Raw genomic sequence first — 22,153 nt, 5'->3', positions numbered from 1 at the left:
GGTGGCGGTGGTGTGTCGTCTGCTCTCTTTTTTTGCGGTGAACCAATGGACTCATGAGGAGGAACCCATGCGCGGTGCCAGAAGCGCCAAGTGGGTCGCGATAGCTGCGGTTGTGGCACTGAGTGCGACGGCCTGCGGCGGTGGCAGCGGTGACGGCGGCAGTGACGGTGGCAACAAGGCCGCGATCGACCCGAACGGTACGTTCACGGTCGAGTCCGGTGAGCCGGAGAACCCGCTGCAGCCGGCCAACACCATGGAGTCCTACGGCAGCATCGTGATCAACTCGTTGTTCACCGGCCTGGTGGACTACGACTCGAGCGGCAAGATCGTCTACATGAACGCCGAGTCGGTGGACACCAAGGACAGCAAGACCTTCACGGTCAAGCTCAAGTCCGGCTGGAAGTTCCACGACGGCACCCCGGTCACCGCCGAGTCCTACGTCAAGGCCTGGAACTGGGCCGCGGCCCCGGCCAACAAGCAGACCAACAGCTTCTGGTTCTCGGACATCAAGGGCTACGACCAGGTCGCCCCCGAGTCGGGTGCCCCCAAGGCCAAGGAGCTGTCCGGCCTTAAGGTCGTCGACGACACCACCTTCACCATCGAGCTGACCAAGGCGATTCCGTACTTCGTCTACAAGCTCGGGTACCAGGTCTTCTCCCCGCTTCCCGAGTCGTTCTACGCGGACCCCAAGGCGGCCGGCGAGAAGCCGATCGGTAACGGCCCGTACAAGTTCGTCAGCTGGGACCACAAGAAGGCGATCACGGTCGCCAAGAACGCCGACTACAAGGGTTCGAACGCGGCGAAGAACGGTGGCGTGGTCTTCAAGAACTACTCCACCCCCGAGACGGCGTACGAGGACCTGAAGTCCGGCAACCTGGACGTCATCACCCAGGTCGCGCCGAAGGACCTGCCGGTCTACAAGCAGGACCTCGGCGACCGCGCTGTGGACCAGGCCTACTCGGCGATCCAGAGCATCGCGCCGGCCTTCTACTCGAAGCAGTTCAAGGACATCAACCCGAAGGTCATCCAGGGCCTGTCGAGGGCGATCGACCGCGACACCATCACCAAGACCGTGCTCCAGGGCACCCGTGAGCCCGCCACCGGCTGGGTGGCGAAGGGCGTTCTCGGCTACGAGCCGGACGCCGCGGGTGACGTCACCAAGTACGACCCGGCTGCGGCCAAGGCGCTCATCAAGGAGGGTGGCGGCGTTCCGGGCAACGCCATCACCATCCAGTTCAACGCCGACGGCGGTCACAAGGAGTGGGTGGAGGCGGTCTGCAACTCGATCACCAACGCCACCGGTGTCAAGTGCTCCGGCGACTCGAAGGCCGACTTCCAGGCCGACCTCCAGGCCCGTAAGGCGAAGGAAGTCAAGTCCTTCTACCGCTCGGGCTGGGTGCTGGACTTCCCGATGAACGCCAACTTCATCCGGGACCTGTTCGGCACCAAGTCGGACGGTAACCAGAGCGGCTTCTCCAACAAGACGCTCGACGCGTCGATCGCCGCCGCCGACAGCGCTCCCACGCTGGACGAGTCCGTGAAGAAGTACCAGGAGATCGAGAAGCAGCTCCCGAACTACATGCCGAGCATTCCGCTCTGGTACTACAAGATCAACGCGGGCTACTCGGAGAAGGTCTCGGGCGTCCAGTTCGGCCAGGACGGCGACCCCATCCTGACCGGCGTCCAGGTCAAGAAGAAGTAACCGCAGACAGCCCGTTGTCCGGGGCGCCCACAACGAGTCCCGGACAGCAGCGGCAGCGGCCGGGGGGCCCTTTCCACGCGCACCGCCAGGCGGTGTGCGTGGAAAGGGCCCGCCTGCTTGCCCGCTGTGACTTTTTTTGGAGGCACGATGGGGCGCTACGTCGCACGACGACTGCTCCAGATGATCCCGGTGTTCTTCGGGACGACCCTGCTGATCTTTCTGATGGTCTACGCGCTGCCCGGTGACCCGGTCCAAGGGCTGTTCGGCGACAAGGGCGGCAGCCCTCAGGTGATCGCCGCGCTGCGGCACGAGTACGGCCTGGATCAGAACATCTTTGTGCAGTACTTCAATTACATGAAGGGCATCATCCTGCACGCCGACTTCGGCACGCAGATCGCCAGCGGACGCCCCGTCACCGACGTGCTCGGCGACGCCTTCCCGGTGACCCTGCGCCTGGGTGGTTTCGCCTTCGCCATTGAGATCGTCATCGGGGTCAGCCTCGGAGTATTCGCCGGCCTGCACGCCGGGCGCGCCGCCGACACCGCGGTGCTGCTGATCACGCTGCTGCTGATCTCGGTCCCGGTGTTCGTCCTCGGCTTCCTCCTCAAGTGGATCTTCGCAGACGAACTCCAGTTGCTGGAACCGAACGTCAACGACCCCACGAACTACGGTCAGTTGCTGATGCCGGCCATAGTCCTGGCCACGGCGTCGCTCGCCTATGTGTCCCGGCTGACCCGAACGTCGATCGCGGAGAACATGCGTGCCGACTACGTCCGTACGGCGATCGCGAAGGGCCTGCCCCGGCGCCGGGTGGTGACCGTCCACCTGATGCGCAACTCGATGATCCCCGTGGTCACCTACCTGGGCACGGACATCGGCGGCCTGCTCGGCGGTGCCGTCATCACCGAGGGCATCTTCAACATCCAGGGCATCGGCGGCACGATCTACCAGTCGATCATCCGCCGGGAAGGCACCACCCTGGTGGGCCTGGTCACCATCCTCGTGCTCGTGTACCTCGTTGCCAGCCTCCTTGTCGACCTGCTTTACGCGGTCCTTGACCCGAGGATTCGCTATGCCTGACCTGACCAAAACCGATGTCGCCGCGCCCGACGACGTCAACGCGGCCGACCGCGCCCCGCAACCGGTCGAGGCCGAGAAGGCCCGCAGTCTGTGGGGCGACGCCTGGCAGGACCTGCGGCGCAACAAGGTCTTCATCGTCTCGTCGGTGCTGATCCTGCTGCTGCTGACGATCACGTTCTTCCCCGGCCTGTTCACCAGCGCCAACCCGGCCTACGGCGATCTGGCCAAGCACTACCTGCAGAAGCCGCAGCTCGGAAAGGTCTTCTCGGCCGAATGGCTGGGCTACGACCAGCAGGGCCGCAGCGTCTACGCCCGGCTCATCCACGGTGCCCGTGCCTCCATCGCGGTCGGCTTCGGCACCACGCTCATCGTGACCGTCACGGGCGGCCTGATCGGCATGATCGCCGGTTACTTCGGCGGGATCGTCGACTCGGTCCTGTCGCGCCTCGTGGACGTGTTCTTCGGTATCCCGTTCCTGCTGGGTACCATGGTCGTCCTCAACTCCTTCCAGAACCGGACGATCTGGGTCGTCATGGGCGCCCTGGGCTTCTTCGGCTGGACCCAGCTGGCCCGCGTCATGCGCGGTGCGGTGATCACCACCAAGCAGTCCGACTACGTCCAGGCGGCGAAGGCGCTGGGTGCGAGCACCCCGCGCATCCTGTTCCGGCACATCCTGCCGAACACCCTGGCCCCGGTGATCGTCGTCGCGACCATCTCGCTCGGCGTCTACATCGGCGCGGAGGCTACCCTGTCGTTCCTGGGTCTCGGCCTCAACGGCGTCTCGTGGGGCAACGACATCTCCGACGGCGGCTCCCAGATCCGGGTGGCCCAGTGGATCATGCTCTACCCGTCGATCATGCTCACCATCACGGTGCTGGCGTTCATCATGCTCGGCGAAGCGGTCCGCAACGCCCTTGACCCGAAGACACGCTGAGGGAGGCGTACATGACCACCATCGAACAAGTAGCTCCGGTACCGGGGCCCCGCGACGGCGAGGACGCCCCCCTGCTCGAAGTGCGTGACCTGCACGTCGAGTTCGCCACCCGTGAGGGAGTCGTACGAGCCGTCAACGGTGTCAACTACAACGTGCACGCGGGCGAGACGCTCGCCGTGCTCGGCGAGTCCGGCTCCGGCAAGTCGGTGACCGCGCAGGCGATCATGGGCATTCTCGACATGCCGCCGGCGCGGATCCCCCAGGGGGAGATCCTCTTCCAGGGCCAGGACATGCTCAAGATGTCCGACGAGGAGCGCCGCCGCATCCGCGGTCAGGGCATCGCCATGATCTTCCAGGACGCGCTCAGCTCGCTCAACCCGGTGCTCAGCGTCGGTTACCAGCTGGGCGAGATGTTCCGCGTCCACCACGGCATGTCCAAGAAGGACGCCAAGCTCAAGTCGATCGAGCTGATGGACCGGGTGAAGATCCCGGCCGCCGCCGCCCGTGTGAACGACTACGCGCACCAGTTCTCCGGGGGCATGCGTCAGCGCATCATGATCGCCATGGCGCTGGCCCTGGAGCCGGATCTGATCATCGCCGACGAGCCCACGACGGCCCTCGACGTGACGGTCCAGGCCCAGGTCATGGACCTGCTCGCCGAGTTGCAGCGCGAGTACAACATGGGCCTCATCCTGATCACCCACGACCTGGGCGTGGTCGCCGACGTCGCGGACAAGATCGCGGTGATGTACGCGGGCCGGATCGTGGAGCGTGCCCCGGTCCACGAGCTGTACAAGCGGCCGGCGCACCCGTACACCCGCGGCCTGCTGGACTCGATCCCGCGCCTGGACCAGAAGGGCCAGGAGCTGTACGCGATCAAGGGCCTGCCGCCCAACCTGCTGCGTGTTCCGACTGGTTGCGCCTTCAACCCGCGCTGTCCCAGGGCCGAGGACATCTGCCGTACGCAGGTCCCGGACCTGCTTCAAGTCACGGAGCGGGACGGCACCGAGCTGGCCGGCCGCGGTTCGGCGTGCCACTTCTGGACGGAGACGATCCATGGCTGAGCTCAGCAAGAACGAGGAGCCGCAGGACGTAACGCCGAACGTCTCCGACGTCGAGGTGGTGGAAGCCCGCTCCGGAACGGAGTCGGTCGCCGCGATCGAAGCACCCGTCGAGCGGGGCGAACCGATCCTCCAGGTGCGCAACCTGGTGAAGCACTTCCCGCTGACCATGGGCGTCCTGTTCAAGAAGCAGGTCGGCGCCGTCAAGGCGGTCGACGGCATCTCCTTCGACCTGTACCAGGGCGAGACCCTGGGCATCGTGGGAGAGTCCGGCTGCGGCAAGTCCACCGTGGCCAAGCTTCTGATGACCCTGGAGCGGGCGACGGCCGGCGAGGTCTTCTACAAGGGCCAGGACATCACCAAGCTGTCCGGGCGCGCGCTGAAGGCTGTGCGACGCAATATCCAGATGGTCTTCCAGGACCCGTACACCTCGCTCAACCCGCGTATGACGGTCGGCGACATCATCGGGGAGCCCTTCGACATCCACCCCGAGGTGGCCCCCAAGGGCGACCGTCGCCGCAAGGTGCAGGAACTGCTCGACGTCGTCGGCCTCAACCCCGAGTACGTCAACCGGTATCCGCACCAGTTCTCCGGCGGCCAGCGTCAGCGCATCGGTATCGCGCGCGGTCTGGCCCTGAACCCGGAGATCATCATCTGTGACGAGCCGGTGTCGGCGCTCGACGTGTCCGTCCAGGCACAGGTCATCAACCTGATGGAGCGACTGCAGGACGAGTTCAACCTCTCCTACATCTTCATCGCCCACGACCTGTCGATCGTCCGGCACATCTCGGACCGTGTGGGGGTGATGTACCTCGGCAAGATGGCCGAGATCGGCACCGACGAGCAGATCTACGACCACCCGACACACCCCTACACCCAGGCGTTGCTGTCGGCGGTCCCGGTGCCCGACCCGGACGCCCGTGAGGGCCGGGAGCGGATCATCCTGACCGGTGACGTGCCGTCGCCCGCCAACCCGCCGTCCGGCTGCAGCTTCCGGACCCGGTGCTGGAAGGCGCAGGACAAGTGTGCCGAGGAGACGCCGCTGCTGGCGGTCCCCGAGCGCTTCAGGGGCTCGGACTCCAACGCGGCTCACGAGTCGGCGTGCCACTTCGCCGAGGAGAAGGACGTCGTGCACGCGGCCTGAGGTCTTCCTGGTTCGCACCGGTTCCCGGTACCCCGATGGGGTGCCGGGAACCGGCTTTTCACCAGCGGTCGCGCTGCTTTCCCGTATGACCCGCGCCGCTCAGTCGCCCGTCACGCCGTCGATCAGTTCACGGACGATGTCGATGTGACCGTTGTGGCGGGCGGTCTCCTCGATGAGGTGGAGGATCACCCAGCGGAGGTTCACGTGGAGGCCGTCGCGGACGGGCCGCTCGGCCAACTCGTCGAGGTCGCGGGTCGCGATCAACTCCCGGTAACGGGCGCTCTGTTCCTCGTACTCGGCGAGGAGCTGAGCGAGCGGGAACTCCACGGCCAGCCGCATCTCCGGATCCGGGTCGTCGTCCGTTTCCTCCAGGAGCGGGCCCGCGAGCTCTTCGCCCAGGAACACCGCCTGGAACCACCAGAACTCCACCCACCGCAGATGGTTGATCAGCCCGCACAGGGTCATCAACGGCGATCCCGGCAGCGGCGCCTTGACGGCGTCCTCCGGGGACACGCCCTCGCACTTGGCGCGGGCGGTGTCACGTACGTAGTCGAGGAAGGTGGACAACTGGGTGCGCTCGTCCCACGCGGGAGGCGTATCGGTTCGGGTCATCGCCGGTGAGCATCCCGGATCGGCGGTCGGCTGTCGAACGAATAAACCGCCGTCCGCCGCGCAAGACCTCGGCGAGGTCGAGGCGGCGACCATGACGGTGCCACCGTTCACGACATCAGTCGGGGACTCTCGCTCGCGCCCAGTGGCACGCCACCTGTTCCCCTCTGCCGCCGCCCAGCACCTCCAGATCCTGGGTCCGGCAGTCGTCCGCGACGCCCGCTCGCTCCGCCTCCCCGTTCGCCAGGATCTGGCAGCGGACATGGAAGCGGCAACCGGTGGGGACACGTGAGGGGTCGGGGGGTTCGCCGGTGAGAATCACGGGGTCGCCCGGTGCCTCCGGGAGGACCGACAACAGGGCCTGGGTGTAGGGGTGCCGAGGTGCCGCGAGGACCTGTTCGACGTCCCCCGTCTCCACGATCCGGCCCAGGTACATCACCGCGACCCGGTCGGCGATGTTCCACGCCAGGCCCAGATCGTGGGTCACCACCAGGGCGGACAGGCCCAGTTCGGCCCGCAGGCGCAGCAGCAGGGCAAGGATCTCGCCGCGCACGGAGGCGTCCAGCGAGGCCACCGGCTCATCGGCGACGATGAGTTCGGGCTCCAGGACCAGGGCACCGGCGATGACCACGCGCTGACGCTGGCCTCCGGACAGCTCGTGCGGGTAGCTCAGGAAGAAGCGCTCGGGCGGTCGCAGGCCCGCTCGGGAAAGGGCTCCCGCGACCGCCGCCCGCTCGTCTCCGGCGTATCTGTGGATTCGCAGTCCCTCGGCCACCGCGTCGTACACCGTGTGCCGCGGGTTCAGCGATCCGGTCGGATCCTGGAGCACCAGCTGCACGCGCTTTCGGTACGCCTTCAGCCCCCGAGAGGAGTACTCCAGCGGCTTCCCGCCGAAGCTGACGCGGCCCCCGGTCGGCCGAACCAGGCCGAGGAGCGAGCGGGCCAGCGTCGTCTTGCCGCAGCCGGACTCACCGACCAGCGCGATGATCTCGCCCGGGCGGATGTCGAGGTCGACCCCATCGACAGCACGGGCGCTCGGAGCACCCTGCCGGCCGGGGAAAACGACGTGGAGGCCCTCGGCGGCCAGCAGCGGCGGGACGGTGTCCGGCGGAGTGGAGGCCGGCGCGTGCCGGTCCTCCGTCAGGGGCTGGTGGTCCTCACTCACGGCGCGCTGCTCCTCAGGTCTTCCCCCTCGTGTCTCTCCACGGGCACCGCCGTGCCCGACGCCACCCGCACGCACGCCGCCCGTCTGCCCGCGCCCGCGTCCCGCAGCTCCTGGTCCTGTACCGAGCAGGACTCCAGCGCCATCGGACAGCGCGGGTGGAAGGCGCAGCCGGTGGGGAGCGCGGCCGGATCCGGTGGATCACCCGGCAGGCCACGCGGTGCGAACCGCGATGTCAGGTCTCCGATGCGGGGGAACGCCGCCGAGAGGGCCGCCGCGTACGGGTGCCGGGCACCCGCCGGTACCTCCCGGGCCGGCCCCTCCTCGACCACCCGGCCCGCGTACATCACGGCAAGCCGGTCGCAGGTGTCGGCGAGGACCGCCAGGTCGTGACTGATCATGATCAGGCCCAGGTCCTGCTCGGTGACGAGCTGCTCGATCAGCCTCAGGATCTGTGCCTGGATCATCACGTCCAGGGCTGTCGTGGGCTCGTCGGCGATGATCAGCTGCGGGTCGCAGGCCAGAGCCATGGCGATCATGACCCGCTGGCGCTGGCCGCCGGAGAGTTCGTGTGGATACGCCGAAGCCCGCGCCGTCGGCAGGCCTACGTGCTCCAGCAGTTCACCCACTCTCCTCCGCGCCGCGGTCGGGGTCGCCTTGCGGTGCAGCAGAATCGGCTCCGCGATCTGGTCGCCCACGCGGTGCACGGCGTTGAGCGAGTGCATCGCCCCCTGGAAGACGATCGACGCTCCTGCCCAGCGGATGGCCCGTACCTGTCCCCACCGCATTGTCAGGATGTCCTCACCGTCCAGCAGGATCTCCCCGCCGATCCGGGTCCCGGCCGGCAGCAGCCTGAGCAGCGCGAGCGCCAACGTCGACTTGCCGCAGCCCGACTCGCCCGCGATGCCGAGTTTCTGGCCGACCGGCAGCGACAGGTCCACACCGCGTAGGGCGGCTGCCCCGCCCGCGTAGGTGACAGTGAGGTTCCGGACCTCCAGCAGATTCAACGGGCCACGCCCAGCCTGGGGTTGAGAACGGATTCCACCGCGCGCCCGCACAGGGTGAACGCCAGCGCGACGACGGCGATCGCGATGCCCGGCGGTACCAGATACCACCAGTCGCCGGAGCTGACCGCGCCCGCCTCGCGTGCCTCCTGGAGCAGGCCGCCCCAGGACACGACCGTCGGATCGCCGAGTCCGAGGAAGGCGAGGGTCGCCTCGGCGAGGATGGAGGAGGAGATGATCAGTGTGGCCTGTGCCAGCACCAGCGGCATCACGTTGGGCAGCACATGCCGGGACATGACGTGCCAGTGCCCACCGCCGAGCGCCTTCGCGCGTTCGATGTACGGCCGCGACTCCACCGCCAGCGTCTGCGCCCGCACCAGCCGGGCCGTGGTCGGCCAGGACGTCACGCCGATCGCCAGCACCACCGTGCCCAGCGAGCGGGACATGACGGTGGCCAGCGCGATGGCGAGCACGAGTGTCGGCATCACCAGGAACCAGTCGGTGACCCGCATGATCACAGACGCGTACACCCCACGGAAGTGTCCGGCGGTGATCCCGACCAGTGCCCCGATCACCACGGAGAGCAGCGCCGCGAGGAGCCCGATGAGCAGGGAGACCCGCGTGCCCCAGACGAGCAGGCCCAGCAGATCGCGCCCGAACCGGTCGGTGCCCAGCGGGAACGCACCGCTCGGGCTCTCCATCGGCTGTCCTGGCGCGTCCGTCACGCTTGAGACGTCCGAACCGACCGTCAGTGGCGCGGTCAGCGCGGCCAGCGCGAAGAGGGCGAGCAGCGCCAGGCCCAGAAGTCCGGCGCGGTGGCTTCGGTACCGATTCCAGAACCGGAAGACGGAGGCGCGGCGCCGCTGCCGGGCAAGTCGCCGCGGACCGGCCGGAGCGCGCGCCGCCGGGGAAGTCGCTTCGGCGGTCATCGGCCCACCCTGGGATCGAGGAGCGGATAGAGCAGATCGGCCAGCGTGTTCATCACGATCACCGCCGTGGCGAAGACGAAGAACAGCCCCTGGACGAGCGGGAGATCGGGCACGCTCAGGGCTTGGTAGAAGAGCCCTCCGAGGCCCGGCCAGGAGAAGACGGTCTCTACGAGGATCACGCCCGCGACGGTCCGGCCGAGGTTGACGAAGATCAGCGTCATGGTCGGCAGCATGGCGTTCGGCACGGCATGCCGACGCCGGACCAGGTCGTCCCTGAGGCCCTTCGCGCGGGCGGTCGTCAGATAGTCGCCGCCCATCTCGTCGAGCAGCGCCGAGCGGGTGACGAGCAGGGTCTGTCCGTACTCGACGGCGACCAGCGTCACCACCGGCAGGACGAGATGGTGGGCGACATCGAGGACGTACGCGAATCCTGTCTCACCGCCCGACTCCATGCCGCCGGTCGGGAAGAGCCCCGGGATCGGGCCGATCCCCACCGAGAAGACGATGATGAGCAGCAGCCCGAGCCAGAACGACGGAATCGAGTAGAGAGCGAGCGCGAGACCGGTGTTGAGCCGGTCACCTGTTCCGCCACTCCGCCACGCCGCACGGGTGCCCAGGAAGACGCCGAGCGCGGTGTACAGGACGAACGCGGTGCCTGTGAGAATCAGGGTGTTCGGCAGTGCCTCGGTGATCTTGTCGATCACAGGCGCCCGGAACTGGTACGACGTGCCGAGGTCGCCGGTCAGAGCCTTGCCGCAGTAGTCCGTGAACTGCTGCCACAGCGGCAGATCCAGACCGAACTCCCGCCGGTATGAGGCCAGTTGGGCAGCCGACACCTGGCGTCCACCCGTCATGGTCTTGACCGGGTCGCCGGGGATCAGCCGGAAGAGGAAGAAGCTGGTGACGAGGACGGCGAGCAGGGAGACGACAGCGCCGCCCAGCTTGCCCGCCCCGTACCGGAGGTAGGCGGCCCGGGCGCGGCGGGGACCGCGGTCCGGCGGGGCGGCGACGGCCGCCCCGCCGGCCTCCGCGACCGACGCCGATACTGCGTCAGCGGTCATCGACAGCCCCTCAGGGCACAGTCGTTCATCGGTTACTCGCGATCCTCTGCACCGGCTCGGCGGCGCATCACGAAGAACACCACGGCACCGAGGACGACCGCGAGACCTCCGACAGTGCCTGCGATGACCCCCGCCGGGCCGGAGTCGTCGGACGAGTTGTCGGCGGAAGCGGGAACCGCCGACCACCAACTCCAGTAGCCGTCCTGGCCGTAGATGTTGCCCGCCTTCTCCGGCATGGTGGTGATCGACTTGATCTGGTCCGTGCGGTAGGCCTCGACCGCGTTCGGGTACGCCATGACGTTCATGTACCCCAGGTCGTACAGCCGTGACTCCATCTGTTGGACGATGTTCGCCCGTTCGGCGGAGTCGTACTCGGCGAGCTGCCGCGCGTACAGGTCGTCGTACTTCTTGTCGCAGACGAAGTTGTCGGTTGCGCCCACGTCCTTGGGCGTGGCGGGCAGGGCCCCGCAGGTGTGGATCGACAGGACGAAATCCGGGTCGGGGTTGACGGACCAGCCGTCGAAGGCCAGGTCGTAGGTGCCGGCGAGCCACGGATCGCTCACGTTGTCCAGGCAGTCGAGCTTCACACCGATGCCGAGGTCGCTCCACCACTCCTGGAGGTACTGGCCGACGGCCTTGTCATTCGGGTCGGTCGCGTGGCACAGGATGCGATAGGTGATCGGCTTGCCGTCCTTGCCGACCCGTTTGCCGTCGCCGTTCTTCCGGTAGCCGGCCTGGTCGAGGAGTTGGGCCGCCTTCGCGGGGTCGTAGGCGAGTTTCTGGCTTGCCGAGGGTTTCCAGAAATACGTCGAGAAGCGCGGCGGGATGTAGCCCTCGCCCTCGACCGCGTGGCCCTGGAAGACCCTGTCGACGAGAGTTGTACGGTCAACGGCCATGAACAGGGCGTGCCGCACCCGCTCGTCGAGGAGCGAGGGGTCTCCGTCACCGAACTTCCGGCCGTTCGCGGCCTTCGCGCCCGGGTTGACGGCGAGGGCGTAGAAGCGGCGGCCGGGCGCTTCGTTGACGTGGATGTTCTTGACGCTCTTGAGGGACTCGGCTTGAGCGGGCGTCAGGGCGGGGGCCCCGGCGACGAAGGAGACCTCACCCTTGCGCAGTGCGGCGACGGCCGCGTCCTGGTCCTTGTAGTACCGGAAGACCAGCTCGTCGAATTTCGGGGCGCCGCGCCAGAAACTCTTATTGGCCTTGAGGCGGACGTAGCTGTCGGCCTTGTAGCCGGTGAGGACGAACGGCCCGTTGCCGACAATGGGGAAGCTCTTGTCGTTGTTGAACCCGGAGAGGTCCCCGACCTTCTCCCAGACGTGCTTGGGCACGATCGGCACGTCGAGGGCGGCCATCGTGGCCTGCGGCTTCTTCAGTTCGATGACGAGCTGGGTCGGGCTCGGAGCCGTCACCTTCTCGAAGTTGCCGACGTAGCTGCCGTTCGCGGTGGCGGCCCCCTCGTCGGTCATCATCTTGTTGAACGTCCACGCCGCGTCCTCGGCTGTGGTCTGCTGCCCGTCCGACCACTTGGAGTCGGAGCGGATCGTGTACGTCCAGGTGAGCTTGTCGGCGGACGGCGTCCACTTGGTGGCGAGCCCCGGAACCGGGTGGGCGTCCTTGGGGTCGTAGTTGGTCAGATACTCGTACATCAGCCGGTGGATGCTGGTGCTGACCAGCCTGGACGCGAGGAACGGGCTCAGGGAGTCGACGCTCTGGGCGACGGCGACGGTGAGGACCTTGTCGCCCTCCGCCGCAGCCGCGTCCTGTGGCGTGAGGCTGAGCGGAGCCGAGACAGCGGCCGAGAGCGCCAGGGCGGCGGTGAGGAGCCGGCGCGCACCGCTCCTCTGGCTTCGGTTCCCTCTCATGCGTCGGTCGTGAGCATTCATAGAACCTGACCTCGTGTCATCGCTCGCACAGGGACGGCTGGGTGGGGGGCGCCGGGCCCGGCTCGACCGGGTGGGCGAAGTGGGTTGATCAGGTATCTATCAGTGGTGGTCTGTGCCCGTCAACGGTGCGCCAACCCGGCGTGGCCTGCGGAAACGTGACGTTGACGCGAGAGTGGAGCCGCTATTGGTCCAGACCGGTGACGCACCCCTGGTGGGAGCGTGACAGCCCCCGAACGAGTGCGGCCCGCACCTCGGCGGTTGAGGTCGCGTTGCGCTGAAGTGAGTCGACGCAGGCCTGCTCCTGTCGGCCGGCATCGTCTGTGCGTACCGCGACAGGCGTACCGCAGAAGTCCGTTGGCTCATGAATGCCTTGCATCCGGAATCGCCGCCTGCCCGCCTTCACGGCCTGGCACGGAATGTTCTTACCGACGTCCTGTATGCCTATGTCGACCTGCAGGTTCGGCACTCCCAGGAAGAGCGAACCACCGTGACCACACTGACCAAGCCCGAGGGCGCACCGGCCCCGACCGGTCCGGACAGCTTCCTCTCGGTCCGCGATCTCAAGGTGCAGTTCTCCACCGAGGACGGCATCGTCAAGGCGGTCGACGGACTCTCCTTCGACGTCGAGCGCGGCAAGACCCTGGGCATCGTGGGCGAGTCCGGATCGGGCAAGTCCGTCACGAACCTGACGATCCTCGGTCTGCACAACCCGATGAGCACGACCGTCGACGGCGAGATCATTCTCGACGGCAAGGAACTCGTCACCGCCACGGAGAAGGAGCTCGAACAGCTCCGCGGCAACAAGATGGCGATGATCTTCCAGGACCCGCTGACCGCGCTCTCCCCCTACTACACGGTGGGCCGCCAGCTGTCCGAGCCCTACATGAAGCACCGGGGCGCCTCCAAGAAGGAGGCGAAGGACCGGGCCGTGCAGATGCTGGAGAAGGTCGGCATCCCGCAGCCCAAGACGCGCTTCGACGACTATCCGCACCAGTTCTCCGGCGGTATGCGTCAGCGCGCGATGATCGCCATGGCGCTGATGTGCGACCCCGACCTGCTGATCGCCGACGAGCCCACCACCGCGCTGGATGTGACGGTGCAGGCCCAGATCCTTGACCTGCTCAAGGACCTCCAGCAGGAGTTCGGCTCCGCGATCATCTTCATCACGCACGACCTCGGCGTCATCTCGAACATGGCCGACGACCTGCTGGTGATGTACGCCGGCCGGGCCGTGGAGCGCGGCTCCGTGAAGGAAGTACTCCGCACGCCGCAGCACCCGTACGCCTGGGGTCTGCTCACCTCCATGCCGCGCCTGGACGGTGACATCAACGAGGCGCTGATGCCGATCCCCGGCTCACCGCCGTCACTGCTCAACCCGCCCTCGGGCTGCCCCTTCCACCCGCGCTGCGCGTTCACCAGCGAGGTGTCGGGCAGCCTCTGCACCGACGTACGGCCGTCGCTGGGGGACGGGCGCGACTCCGCGTGCCATCTGTCGGCGGAGCAGAAGCAGACCATCTTCATCGACAAGATCCAGCCCCGGCTGCGCTAGGGAGCACCGAGACATGAGCGACAACCTCACCCTCCCCACACAGGAGGGTTCCACCGGTACGTCGACCGAGGAACTGCTCAAGGTCGAGGGACTCACGAAGCACTTCCCGATCTACGGCGGCTTCCCGATCAAACGGAAGGTCGGCGCCGTTCAGGCGGTCGACGGCATCGATCTGACCATCAATGTCGCCGAGAGCGTCGGCATGGTGGGCGAGTCGGGCTGCGGCAAGTCGACCGCGGGCCGGCTCCTCACCCGTCTCCTGGAGCCGACCGGCGGCAAGATCACGTACTCCGGTCAGGACATCACGCACGCCTCGCGCAGGCAGCTGGCGCCGGTCCGTTCCGAGATCCAGATGATCTTCCAGGACCCGTACAGCTCGCTGAACCCGCGCCAGACCGTCGGTACGATCATCAAGTCGCCGATGGAGGTCAACGGGATCGAGCCGTCGGGCGGCCGGGAGAACCGGGTCCGGGAGCTGCTGGAGCTGGTCGGGCTCAACCCCGAGCACTACAACCGCTTCCCGCACGAGTTCTCCGGCGGTCAGCGGCAGCGCATCGGGGTGGCCCGCGCGCTGGCCCTGAAGCCGAAGCTGATCGTGGCGGACGAGCCGGTCTCCGCGCTGGACGTCTCCATCCAGGCCCAGGTGGTGAACCTCCTCAAGAAGGTCCAGGAGGAGATGGGCATCGCGTTCCTGTTCATCGCCCACGACCTGGCCATCGTGCGGCACTTCTCGCAGCGGGTCGCGGTGATGTACCTCGGCAAGATCGTCGAGGTCGGCGACCGGGAGTCGATCTACGACCGCCCGCGTCACCCGTACACGCACGCTCTGCTGTCCGCCGTCCCCGAGGTGGCGATGGACGACGAGACGGAGTCCCGCGAGCGCATCCGCCTCGCCGGTGACGTCCCCTCGCCGATACACCCGCCGTCCGGCTGCCGTTTCCGTACGCGCTGCTGGAAGGCGCAGGACAAGTGCGCGAGCGAGGAGCCCCCGCTGGTCCAGATCTCCGGCAACCGCGAGGGTCACCTGACGGCCTGTCATTTCCCGGAGGACCCGACGACGGAGGCGCGAGACGCGGATGTCGTCCTGGACCCGGCGCTGAAGGCGCTGGAGGGGGACGCGGGCTGACCGGAGTCGCGCCCGTCGGGCGACGATGGCGAACTCGAAGTAGAGAGGCGGGGGTCACGGGCCCTCGCCCCTCCCTCGTTGAAGGGAACTCGGGACCGAGAGTGTTCCACCACATCGAGCTGTGGGTGCCGGACCTGAACCGTGCGATCACCTCCTGGGGCTGGCTCCTGGAGCGACTGGGGTGCGTCCCGTACCAGAGCTGGCCACGAGGGAGCAGTTGGCGGTACGGGGACACGTATCTGGTGGTCGAGCAGTCGCCGGCCCTGCACGGAGACCACCACGACCGCATGCGTCCAGGTCTCAACCACCTTGCCTTCCACGCCCCTTCGCGTCCGGCTTTGGACGCCCTGGTGACCGAGGCCCCGGCTCACGGCTGGACCCTGCTCTTCCCCGACCGACATCCGTATGCGGGCGGGGCAGAGCACTACGCGGCGTACCTGGAGAACGAGGACGGGTTCGAGGTGGAACTCGTGGCGGGGGGCGATGGACACTCCGGTGTGTCTGCCTCGTGACTTAATCGTTCGACATCGTCGGTGAGCTCGGGGAGGCTGCGGGGCGTTGACCCTCACACGGCCTGGAGGCCTAGGTTGTCCTTCTCCACCATCCACAGCATCACCTTCGACTGCACCGGCGACCCCTACGATCTCGGGCTGTTCTGGAGCGAGTTGCTCGGCCGCCCGCTGGCCGACGACGACAAACCCGGCGACCCGGAGGCGCTGATCGAGGACCCGGACGGTGGCCCGAGGCTGCTCTTCGTCCGGGTGCCGGAGGGCAAGACGGCCAAGAACCGCGTCCACCTCGACCTGCGTCCGCACGGGCGCACCCGAGACGAGGAGGTCGAGCGCGTCGTCTCCCTCGGCGCCCGGGTCGTCGCGGACCACCGCAGGCCGGACGGGAGCGGCTGGGTCCTGATGGCCGACCCGGAGGGCAACGAGTTCTGCGTGGAGCGCGGGGAACTGGGCTGACCGCCGACGGCGTTCAGCTCGGGGCGTTCCCGGCCCTGCCGTAACGGCGGAACGCGTGTGTCTCCGCCGTCCAGGGGCCGACCGGCACCGAGTCGCCGAAGATGAACGGGTCCTTTCGCTGGTAACGGCCCTTGCACGGGTCGGAGTGCACCTCGATGGTGCCCGTGCGGGGATCGACGATCATGTAGTGGGCGATGCCCATCGCGGGGTACTCGGTGAGCTTCTCGCCGTAGTCGTTGTTCGGGTCGGACGGCGAGACGATTTCGATGACCGCCAGCACCTGGGTCGCGTCGACGGCGAGTCCCTCCTCATCGAGGACGTCCTCGGGGATGACGACGGCATCGGGGCGACGCATGCGGCTTATGGCCGGGTGCTCGATCTCGGGACCGCTCGCGCAGATGTAGCCGGGGTGCGTGGTGAGGAGCTGCTCGTCCAGCTGGTTGCGGATGCGCCGGACCGTACCCTCGCGACGCTTCGACGGGCTGATCATAGCCAGGAAGGGGCCCGAAGGGCCGACCTCGACCTTCCAGGTCCCTTCGAGCGATTCGGCGTAGGCCGTGAGCTCCTCGGCGATCGCGCGCATCTTCGCGTAGTCCATCCCCGGAGAGTAGCGATCAGGTCCTTCGCGTCATCTTGTGTCCGCACCCACATAGTCCAGGTAGTACTCCCCGCGTTGGACCGCCGTCAGATGGCAGGCCGCGCCATGGACGGCGGTAGGGGGCAGGAAGGGGCGTCGGCTCGCGCAGCGGCCTGCCGGGACCTGTTCCGTGAAGGCGCAGCGGGGGTGGAAGCGGCATCCGGGGGGCGGGTCGAGGAGGGACGGGGGTGTGCCCGGGATCGGGGACAGGGGGATGTCCACCGGGGCGTTCAGGGTGGGCATCGCGCCCAACAGCCCCCAGGTGTACGGGTGTTGGGGCGCCCTCAGTACCTCGTTGCGGGTGCCCCGCTCCACCGCCCGGCCCCCGTACATCACCAGGATGTCGTCCGCCATACGGGAGATGACGCCCAGGTCGTGCGTGATGAAGACGATCGACGTGCCGAACTTTTGCTGGAGGTCCCTCAGCAGGTCCATGATCTGGGCCTGGACCGTGACGTCCAGGGAGGTCGTCGGTTCGTCGGCGATGAGGAGTTCCGGGTCGCAGACCAACGCCATGGCGATCATGACCCGTTGACGCATGCCGCCCGAGAACTGGTGGGGGTAGTCGTCGGCCCGGAGCGCCGGCTGCGGGATGCCCACGCGCCTCAGCATCTCCACCGCACGGGCCCTGGACTCCCCGCGGGACGCGCCCGTGTGCTTGGTGTACGTCTCGGCGATCTGCCGGCCCACCGTGTGGAACGGCGACAGGGACGCCAGTGCGTCCTGGAAGATCATCGCCATCTTGCTGCCGCGGAGCTTCTCCAGCTCCCGTTCCCGCGCCGTCAGCAACTCCTTGCCGTCCAGCACGATCTCCCCGGTCAGCGTCGTACGCCTGCGGTCGTGCAGGCCGAGGATCGCCAGGTTCGTCACCGACTTGCCCGAGCCGGACTCGCCGACGATACCCAGGGTCCGGCCGCGCCCCACGTCGAAGGAGAGGCCGTCGACGGCCCGCACCACCCCGTCGTCGGTGGCGAACTGCACCGTCAAGTCCCGTACGGACAGGAAGGGTTCGGCGGCGACGTCGACGGCGGCGGCGACGGTCGGCTCAGGCATCAGGGTCACCCGGCATTTCTAAGCGAGCCTGATCCGCGGGTCGATCAGCGCGTACACCGCGTCCACCACGATGTTGGCCACGACGATCGCCGCCGCGGCCACCAGGACCACCCCCAGCAGCAGCGGCAGGTCGTTGTCCCGTACCGCCTTGATGGACAGGGCGCCGATGCCGTGCAGGCCGAAGGTCTCCTCCGTGATGATCGCGCCGCCGAGCAGATAGCCGATGTCGAGGCCCAGGATCGTGACGATCGGGCCCATGGCGCCCCGCCAGGCGAACCGGAAGAACACCGTGCGCCGGGACAGGCCCTTGGCGCGGGCCGTACGGACGTAGTCCTCGGCGAGGGTCTCCACGAGCTGGGAGCGGGTCATCCGGGTGTAGTTGGCGGTGAAGATGATCGCGAGGACGAACCAGGGCAGCAGCAGGCCCTTGAACCAGGCCACCGGGTCCTGGCTGAAGCCGACGCTGTCCTGGGGGCGGGGGAGGATGCCCCACTGGTCGGAGAGGTAGTACATGGCGACCACGCCGACGATGTAGATCTGCAGGGACGAGCCGATCAGCGAGACCGACGACGCGATCTTGTCCAGGGCCCGGCCCTGCTTCACCGCGGCGAGCATGCCCGTACCGACACCGAGGACCACGAACACCACCGTGCTGCCCAGGGTGAGGGAGAGGGTGGTGGGGAAGCGGTTGGTGATCAGGCCGAGGACCGGCTCGTGGTTGGTGAAGGAGTAGCCCAGGCAGGGCGCCGAACAGTGGCCGAGGCCGGCGTAGTCGCGGCCCACGAACACGCCGGCCAGCCAGTGCCAGTACTGCAAGGGCAGCGGGTCGTCGATGCCGAGGTTGCGCCGGACGAGCGCGAGCGTCTCCGGGGTGCAGAGCTTGCCGCAGGCGCTGCGGGCCGGGTCGCGCGGGGCGACGTAGAAGAGGACGAAGGTGATCGCGCTGATGACGAGGAGGATCATCAGCGCGCTGAGTGTCCGGCGGAGGATGAAGCGGTACATGGCGATCGGATTCCCTGGCGGAACCCCCGGCACCGGTCCCTGGTGGGCGGGACCGGTGCCGGAGTGGTCGGGTGGGAGGGGGCGGTGGTATCGATGAATGCCGGTGCGGTAACGCGCCCTTTTAGGGGCGCGGGGAACTGCGCGACCAGCCCCCACCGGCCCGCAGCCGAAGAACCGCAGTTCCAGCTCTACTTCGCGTACAGCTTGTAAAGCACGAACGACGAGTTCAGGGGGTCGTACTCGGTGCCGCCGACCTTGCTGCCGTACAGGTAGAAGCGGCGCTGGTACGTCTCGGGGATGATCGGCGCCTCCTTCTCCATGAGCTGCTTGTCCAGGGCCGTCCACGCCGCGTCGGCCTGCGTCGGGTCGGTGATGGCGGCGGCCTTGTCGATCGCGGCGTCCACCCAGCTCGCCTTCAGCTGGGAGACGTTGTTGGCGCCGTTGGCGATCGTGCGGCCGTCGAAGAGGGGCTGGAGCATGGTGTAGCCGGTGGGCCAGTCGGGGGCCCAGCCGAACCACATCACGTCGAACGAGTTGTCGATCTGCTGGACCTGGTCGTAGTAGCTGGTCGACTCCACCGGCTTGATCACCGGGTCGAAGCCCGCCTCCTTCAGGGCGTTGGCGATGACGACCTTCGTCTTCTCGTAGGCGTCGTTGCCACCCTGCGGGTAGGTGTAGACGATCTTCTGGCCGAGCTTGCCGGCCTCCTTGAGCAGCGCCTTGGCCTTCGCGGTGTCGCCCTGCGGCTTCGTCAGCTTGCCGTAGATGTCGAACTTCACCCGGCCGGCCATGTCGGGGCCGAGGATCGTGGTCGCGTAGTCGCCGGCGGAGGGCCCGCCGTAGATCGTCCGGATCTGCTGCAACGGCCAGGCGTAGTTGAGCGCCTGACGAACCCTCACGTCGGTGATCCGCTTGCAGTTGATGGCGTAGTAGTACAGACCCGTGAGCAGCCCGTCGACGGTACGGCTCTTCAGCGCGGGTGTCGTCAGTACCTTCTGGATGCGCTCGGCGGGGACCCCGCTGTACGCCATCACCGCGTACTGGTCGGTCCCGGAGTCCGCGATCAGCCGGTCGGTGCTCTGCAGCGCCTCGGGGCCGAACTCGAAGGCGAACGTGTCCGGGTAGGCGTTGCGGATCGGGTCGGTCGCCGGGTCCCAGTGGGTGTTGCGGACCATCGTCAGCGACTTGTCGACGGAGTGCGCGGAGAGTCGGTAGGGCCCGCAGGAGAACGGATCCTTGTCGTACTTCTCCTTGGTGTCGTGCTTGGCGGACACCGCTCCGTACGACTGCATGGCCAGCGTCCAGTTGAGGTCCGGGCGGGCCGTCTTGAGGTGGAAGGTGATCGTCTTCTTCGCGGTGTCCGTGACGACCGAGTCGAGGTGCTTGCCGTCGTACGGGCCCTTGTAGACCGAGCGGAAGTCGTTGGTGCCGGTCAGCGCGGCCTGGAGGTAGGTGGCGCCCTCGGTGGTGAAGGTGGCGAAGCCGCGCTCGATGCCGTGCCGTACGTCGTCGACGGTCAGCTCACTGCCGTCCTCCCACTTCAGCCCGTCCTTCAGGGTGTACGTCCAGGTCTTGCCGCCGTCCGACATGGTGCCGGTGTCGGTGGCGAGGTCGCCGACGAGCTTCATCGCGCCGCCGTCGATGCGATAGCCGGTCAGGCAGCGGATGTAGAGGTTGCCGATCTCGGAGTTCCACGAGTAGTAGATGCGCTGCGGGTCGAGGTGCGAGAAGTCCTGCGGGCCGATCGGCCGGATCGTGCCGCCCTTCTTCGCCCCCGGGATCTCCGGCGCGGGACCCGTGGAGTCCTTCGCGGTGCCGATGCTGACCGACGCGAACTTGCTGGTCCCGGCCGCGCCGCCCCCCGACGTGCCGCCACCACCCCCACCACCGCTGCTGCACGCGGACAGAACCATGGAGCCGCCGGCGGCGACCGTGGTGGCGATGACGAAGTTTCTGCGGGAGAGAGACATGGGGTGTCCTGCCTGAATCAGGGAGAAGGGGTGTTCCCGGTGGTTCCGGTTGTTCCGGTGTTTCCGGATTTCTGCGGTGCGGGGTGCGGGTGCGGGTGCGGGTGCGGGCGGGGGCAGCGCTGTTGCTCAGCGCCTGGTCTTCGGGTCCAGTGCGTCGCGCACGGAGTCGCCGAGGAGGTTGAAGGCGATCACGAAGATCACCATCGCCAGGCCGGGGAAGAGCATGTACGTGATGTCGTTCTGGTAGACCTGCGCCCCGCGCTGGATCATCACGCCCCAGTCGGGCGTGGGGTCGCTGAGCCCGACCCCGAGGAAGGCGAGCGCCGCCTCGGTGGTCACGTACATCGGCAGCGCGAGGGTGGCCTGGATGAGGATCGGCGTCCACAGGTTGGGCAGCAGTTCCCGGAAGACGATCCGGGCCGGGGAGGCTCCGGTGACCTTGGCGGACTCGACGAACTCCCGTTCGCGCAGGGCGAGTACCTCCCCGCGCAGCAGCCGGGCGAGGGGCGCCCAGCCGAACGCGGTCATCACGGAGATGAGGCTGACGACGGTCAGCCAGGTCGGGGTGTTCTCCTCCGGTGACACGAAGATCGAGATCATCACCGGCCAGAAGGCGATGAAGAACAGGGTGGAGGGGAACGCCAGCAGGATGTCGATGACCCGGCCGACGAAACTGTCGATCCGTCCGCCCAGATAGCCGGCCGTGAGACCGACGGCGATGCCGAACAGGGTGACCAGGACGGTCGTGACCGTGGCGATGAGCAGCGAGTTGCGGATGCCGTAGAGCAGCAGGGTGAAGACGTCCCGGCCGAGTTGGGGCTCGACTCCGAACCAGAAGTCGCCGCTGATGCCGCCGTTGGGCCGGATCGGGAAACCGAACTCGTTGAGCAGGCCGGTGCCGTTCTGGCCGTACGTGGTGTACGGGTCCTTGCCGTAGAGCTTGGAGATCAGCGGGGCTCCGATGCCCGCGACGAAGAACACCACGACCACGACGGCCGAGACGACACCGGTGCGGTCGCGGCGGAAGCGCAGCCAGGCGATCCGGCCCGGCGAGCGGCCGGTGCCGCCGCGGGCCGGCGCGGTGGGCGTCGGCGGAACGGCTCCGGAATCGGCCGCCACCTGGGGTGCGGTGGCGGAAGGTATAGGCGAGGTCACATTGGGGACTTTTCAGCGCCGCTTCAGTCGCCGTCAATGTTTTGTTGACGCCTTTGATGTGGACTTTTGCCCTTTGACTCAGGGGTGGGGCGCCACTTGGGTCAGCTTTGGACGGCCATGACCA

At 67.7% G+C, this 22,153-nt stretch carries 20 protein-coding genes; 9 read left to right on the top strand and 11 right to left on the bottom strand.

Translation table 11 applies throughout. The features are described from left to right. Window positions 1–67: 67 nt before the first annotated feature. The 5 genes from QA861_RS15175 to QA861_RS15155 all read left to right on the top strand — a co-directional run bounded on the left by QA861_RS15175 (window position 68) and on the right by QA861_RS15155 (window position 5,921). Window positions 68–1,702, top strand: a complete 1,635-nt coding sequence (locus QA861_RS15175) for a peptide ABC transporter substrate-binding protein (RefSeq protein ID WP_334588852.1) — start codon at window positions 68–70, stop codon at window positions 1,700–1,702. A 147-nt stretch (window positions 1,703–1,849) separates the two neighbouring features. Next, window positions 1,850–2,782 carry an ABC transporter permease gene (locus tag QA861_RS15170; RefSeq protein WP_334588851.1) on the top strand — a complete coding sequence of 311 codons (933 nt, stop codon included), beginning with the start codon at window positions 1,850–1,852 and terminating at the stop codon, window positions 2,780–2,782. Beyond that, window positions 2,775–3,716 carry an ABC transporter permease gene (locus tag QA861_RS15165; RefSeq protein WP_334588850.1) on the top strand — a complete coding sequence of 314 codons (942 nt, stop codon included), beginning with the start codon at window positions 2,775–2,777 and terminating at the stop codon, window positions 3,714–3,716. Before QA861_RS15170 ends, QA861_RS15165 begins: the two co-directional genes overlap by 8 nt. Before the next feature lie 11 nt (window positions 3,717–3,727). Further along, the gene (locus tag QA861_RS15160) at window positions 3,728–4,780 is read left to right on the top strand and encodes an ABC transporter ATP-binding protein (protein WP_334588849.1); all 1,053 of its coding nucleotides are present in this window, start codon (window positions 3,728–3,730) and stop codon (window positions 4,778–4,780) included. Next, on the top strand, window positions 4,773–5,921 hold the full coding sequence (locus tag QA861_RS15155; protein ID WP_334588848.1) for an ABC transporter ATP-binding protein: 1,149 nt from the start codon (window positions 4,773–4,775) through the stop codon (window positions 5,919–5,921). Before QA861_RS15160 ends, QA861_RS15155 begins: the two co-directional genes overlap by 8 nt. Window positions 5,922–6,020: 99 nt before the next feature. On the opposite strand, the gene QA861_RS15150 is transcribed toward QA861_RS15155, so the two are convergent. The 6 genes from QA861_RS15150 to QA861_RS15125 form a co-directional block, all read right to left on the bottom strand. Next, entirely contained in the window at window positions 6,021–6,533 is a 513-nt protein-coding gene (locus QA861_RS15150) for a DinB family protein (protein WP_334588847.1), read from the bottom strand. Between the two features lie 115 nt (window positions 6,534–6,648). Further along, window positions 6,649–7,674: an ABC transporter ATP-binding protein gene (locus tag QA861_RS15145; RefSeq protein WP_334590560.1), complete on the bottom strand. Its 1,026-nt coding sequence runs from the start codon at window positions 7,672–7,674 to the stop codon at window positions 6,649–6,651. Window positions 7,675–7,691: 17 nt separating this feature from the next. Continuing rightward, on the bottom strand, window positions 7,692–8,699 hold the full coding sequence (locus QA861_RS15140) for an ABC transporter ATP-binding protein (protein WP_334588846.1): 1,008 nt from the start codon (window positions 8,697–8,699) through the stop codon (window positions 7,692–7,694). After that, the gene (locus QA861_RS15135) at window positions 8,696–9,625 is read right to left on the bottom strand and encodes an ABC transporter permease (RefSeq protein ID WP_334588845.1); all 930 of its coding nucleotides are present in this window, start codon (window positions 9,623–9,625) and stop codon (window positions 8,696–8,698) included. Before QA861_RS15135 ends, QA861_RS15140 begins: the two co-directional genes overlap by 4 nt. Beyond that, a complete protein-coding gene (locus QA861_RS15130) occupies window positions 9,622–10,686 on the bottom strand; it encodes an ABC transporter permease (protein WP_334588844.1) in 1,065 nt (354 codons plus the stop codon). Before QA861_RS15130 ends, QA861_RS15135 begins: the two co-directional genes overlap by 4 nt. Before the next feature lie 32 nt (window positions 10,687–10,718). Beyond that, complete coding sequence (locus QA861_RS15125; protein ID WP_334588843.1) at window positions 10,719–12,551, bottom strand: ABC transporter substrate-binding protein; 1,833 nt, start codon at window positions 12,549–12,551, stop codon at window positions 10,719–10,721. Window positions 12,552–13,059: 508 nt separating this feature from the next. Between QA861_RS15125 and QA861_RS15120 the strand changes: the two genes are divergently transcribed. The 4 genes from QA861_RS15120 to QA861_RS15105 all read left to right on the top strand — a co-directional run bounded on the left by QA861_RS15120 (window position 13,060) and on the right by QA861_RS15105 (window position 16,212). After that, window positions 13,060–14,121 carry an ABC transporter ATP-binding protein gene (locus tag QA861_RS15120; protein WP_334588842.1) on the top strand — a complete coding sequence of 354 codons (1,062 nt, stop codon included), beginning with the start codon at window positions 13,060–13,062 and terminating at the stop codon, window positions 14,119–14,121. Window positions 14,122–14,134: 13 nt separating this feature from the next. After that, on the top strand, window positions 14,135–15,247 hold the full coding sequence (locus tag QA861_RS15115; protein ID WP_334588841.1) for an ABC transporter ATP-binding protein: 1,113 nt from the start codon (window positions 14,135–14,137) through the stop codon (window positions 15,245–15,247). A gap of 101 nt (window positions 15,248–15,348) precedes the next feature. Further along, window positions 15,349–15,759, top strand: a complete 411-nt coding sequence (locus QA861_RS15110; RefSeq protein WP_334588840.1) for a VOC family protein — start codon at window positions 15,349–15,351, stop codon at window positions 15,757–15,759. Window positions 15,760–15,834: 75 nt separating this feature from the next. Beyond that, the gene (locus tag QA861_RS15105) at window positions 15,835–16,212 is read left to right on the top strand and encodes a VOC family protein (protein ID WP_334588839.1); all 378 of its coding nucleotides are present in this window, start codon (window positions 15,835–15,837) and stop codon (window positions 16,210–16,212) included. Window positions 16,213–16,225: 13 nt separating this feature from the next. Here the strand turns inward: QA861_RS15105 and QA861_RS15100 are convergent, their stop codons facing one another. The 5 genes from QA861_RS15100 to QA861_RS15080 form a co-directional block, all read right to left on the bottom strand. Next, window positions 16,226–16,810 (bottom strand): Uma2 family endonuclease, encoded by a 585-nt coding sequence (locus QA861_RS15100; RefSeq protein ID WP_334588838.1) that lies wholly within the window; start codon window positions 16,808–16,810, stop codon window positions 16,226–16,228. 30 nt (window positions 16,811–16,840) lie between these two features. After that, window positions 16,841–17,902 carry an ABC transporter ATP-binding protein gene (locus QA861_RS15095; protein ID WP_334588837.1) on the bottom strand — a complete coding sequence of 354 codons (1,062 nt, stop codon included), beginning with the start codon at window positions 17,900–17,902 and terminating at the stop codon, window positions 16,841–16,843. Between the two features lie 18 nt (window positions 17,903–17,920). Next, entirely contained in the window at window positions 17,921–18,904 is a 984-nt protein-coding gene (locus QA861_RS15090; RefSeq protein ID WP_334588836.1) for an ABC transporter permease, read from the bottom strand. A gap of 188 nt (window positions 18,905–19,092) precedes the next feature. Further along, window positions 19,093–20,874 (bottom strand): ABC transporter substrate-binding protein, encoded by a 1,782-nt coding sequence (locus QA861_RS15085; protein ID WP_334588835.1) that lies wholly within the window; start codon window positions 20,872–20,874, stop codon window positions 19,093–19,095. A gap of 126 nt (window positions 20,875–21,000) precedes the next feature. Further along, entirely contained in the window at window positions 21,001–22,029 is a 1,029-nt protein-coding gene (locus QA861_RS15080; RefSeq protein WP_334588834.1) for an ABC transporter permease, read from the bottom strand. Window positions 22,030–22,153: the final 124 nt, after the last annotated feature.

The organism is Streptomyces sp. B21-083 (assembly GCF_036898825.1).
Lineage (GTDB): Bacteria > Actinomycetota > Actinomycetes > Streptomycetales > Streptomycetaceae > Streptomyces.
This window is presented reverse-complemented; position numbering and strand designations above follow the sequence as displayed.

Bases quoted from the DNA above. Each gene is read 5' to 3' on its own strand.
- QA861_RS15135 (WP_334588845.1), bottom strand. From the start codon at position 9,625: ATGACCGCCGAAGCGACTTCCCCGGCGGCGCGCGCTCCGGCCGGTCCG.
- QA861_RS15085 (WP_334588835.1), bottom strand. From the start codon at position 20,874: ATGTCTCTCTCCCGCAGAAACTTCGTCATCGCCACCACGGTCGCCGCC.
- QA861_RS15125 (WP_334588843.1), bottom strand. From the start codon at position 12,551: ATGAGAGGGAACCGAAGCCAGAGGAGCGGTGCGCGCCGGCTCCTCACC.
- QA861_RS15115 (WP_334588841.1), top strand. From the start codon at position 14,135: ATGAGCGACAACCTCACCCTCCCCACACAGGAGGGTTCCACCGGTACG.
- QA861_RS15150 (WP_334588847.1), bottom strand. From the start codon at position 6,533: ATGACCCGAACCGATACGCCTCCCGCGTGGGACGAGCGCACCCAGTTG.
- QA861_RS15130 (WP_334588844.1), bottom strand. From the start codon at position 10,686: ATGACCGCTGACGCAGTATCGGCGTCGGTCGCGGAGGCCGGCGGGGCG.
- QA861_RS15090 (WP_334588836.1), bottom strand. From the start codon at position 18,904: ATGTACCGCTTCATCCTCCGCCGGACACTCAGCGCGCTGATGATCCTC.
- QA861_RS15100 (WP_334588838.1), bottom strand. From the start codon at position 16,810: ATGGACTACGCGAAGATGCGCGCGATCGCCGAGGAGCTCACGGCCTAC.
- QA861_RS15155 (WP_334588848.1), top strand. From the start codon at position 4,773: ATGGCTGAGCTCAGCAAGAACGAGGAGCCGCAGGACGTAACGCCGAAC.
- QA861_RS15170 (WP_334588851.1), top strand. From the start codon at position 1,850: ATGGGGCGCTACGTCGCACGACGACTGCTCCAGATGATCCCGGTGTTC.
- QA861_RS15165 (WP_334588850.1), top strand. From the start codon at position 2,775: ATGCCTGACCTGACCAAAACCGATGTCGCCGCGCCCGACGACGTCAAC.
- QA861_RS15175 (WP_334588852.1), top strand. From the start codon at position 68: ATGCGCGGTGCCAGAAGCGCCAAGTGGGTCGCGATAGCTGCGGTTGTG.
- QA861_RS15095 (WP_334588837.1), bottom strand. From the start codon at position 17,902: ATGCCTGAGCCGACCGTCGCCGCCGCCGTCGACGTCGCCGCCGAACCC.
- QA861_RS15160 (WP_334588849.1), top strand. From the start codon at position 3,728: ATGACCACCATCGAACAAGTAGCTCCGGTACCGGGGCCCCGCGACGGC.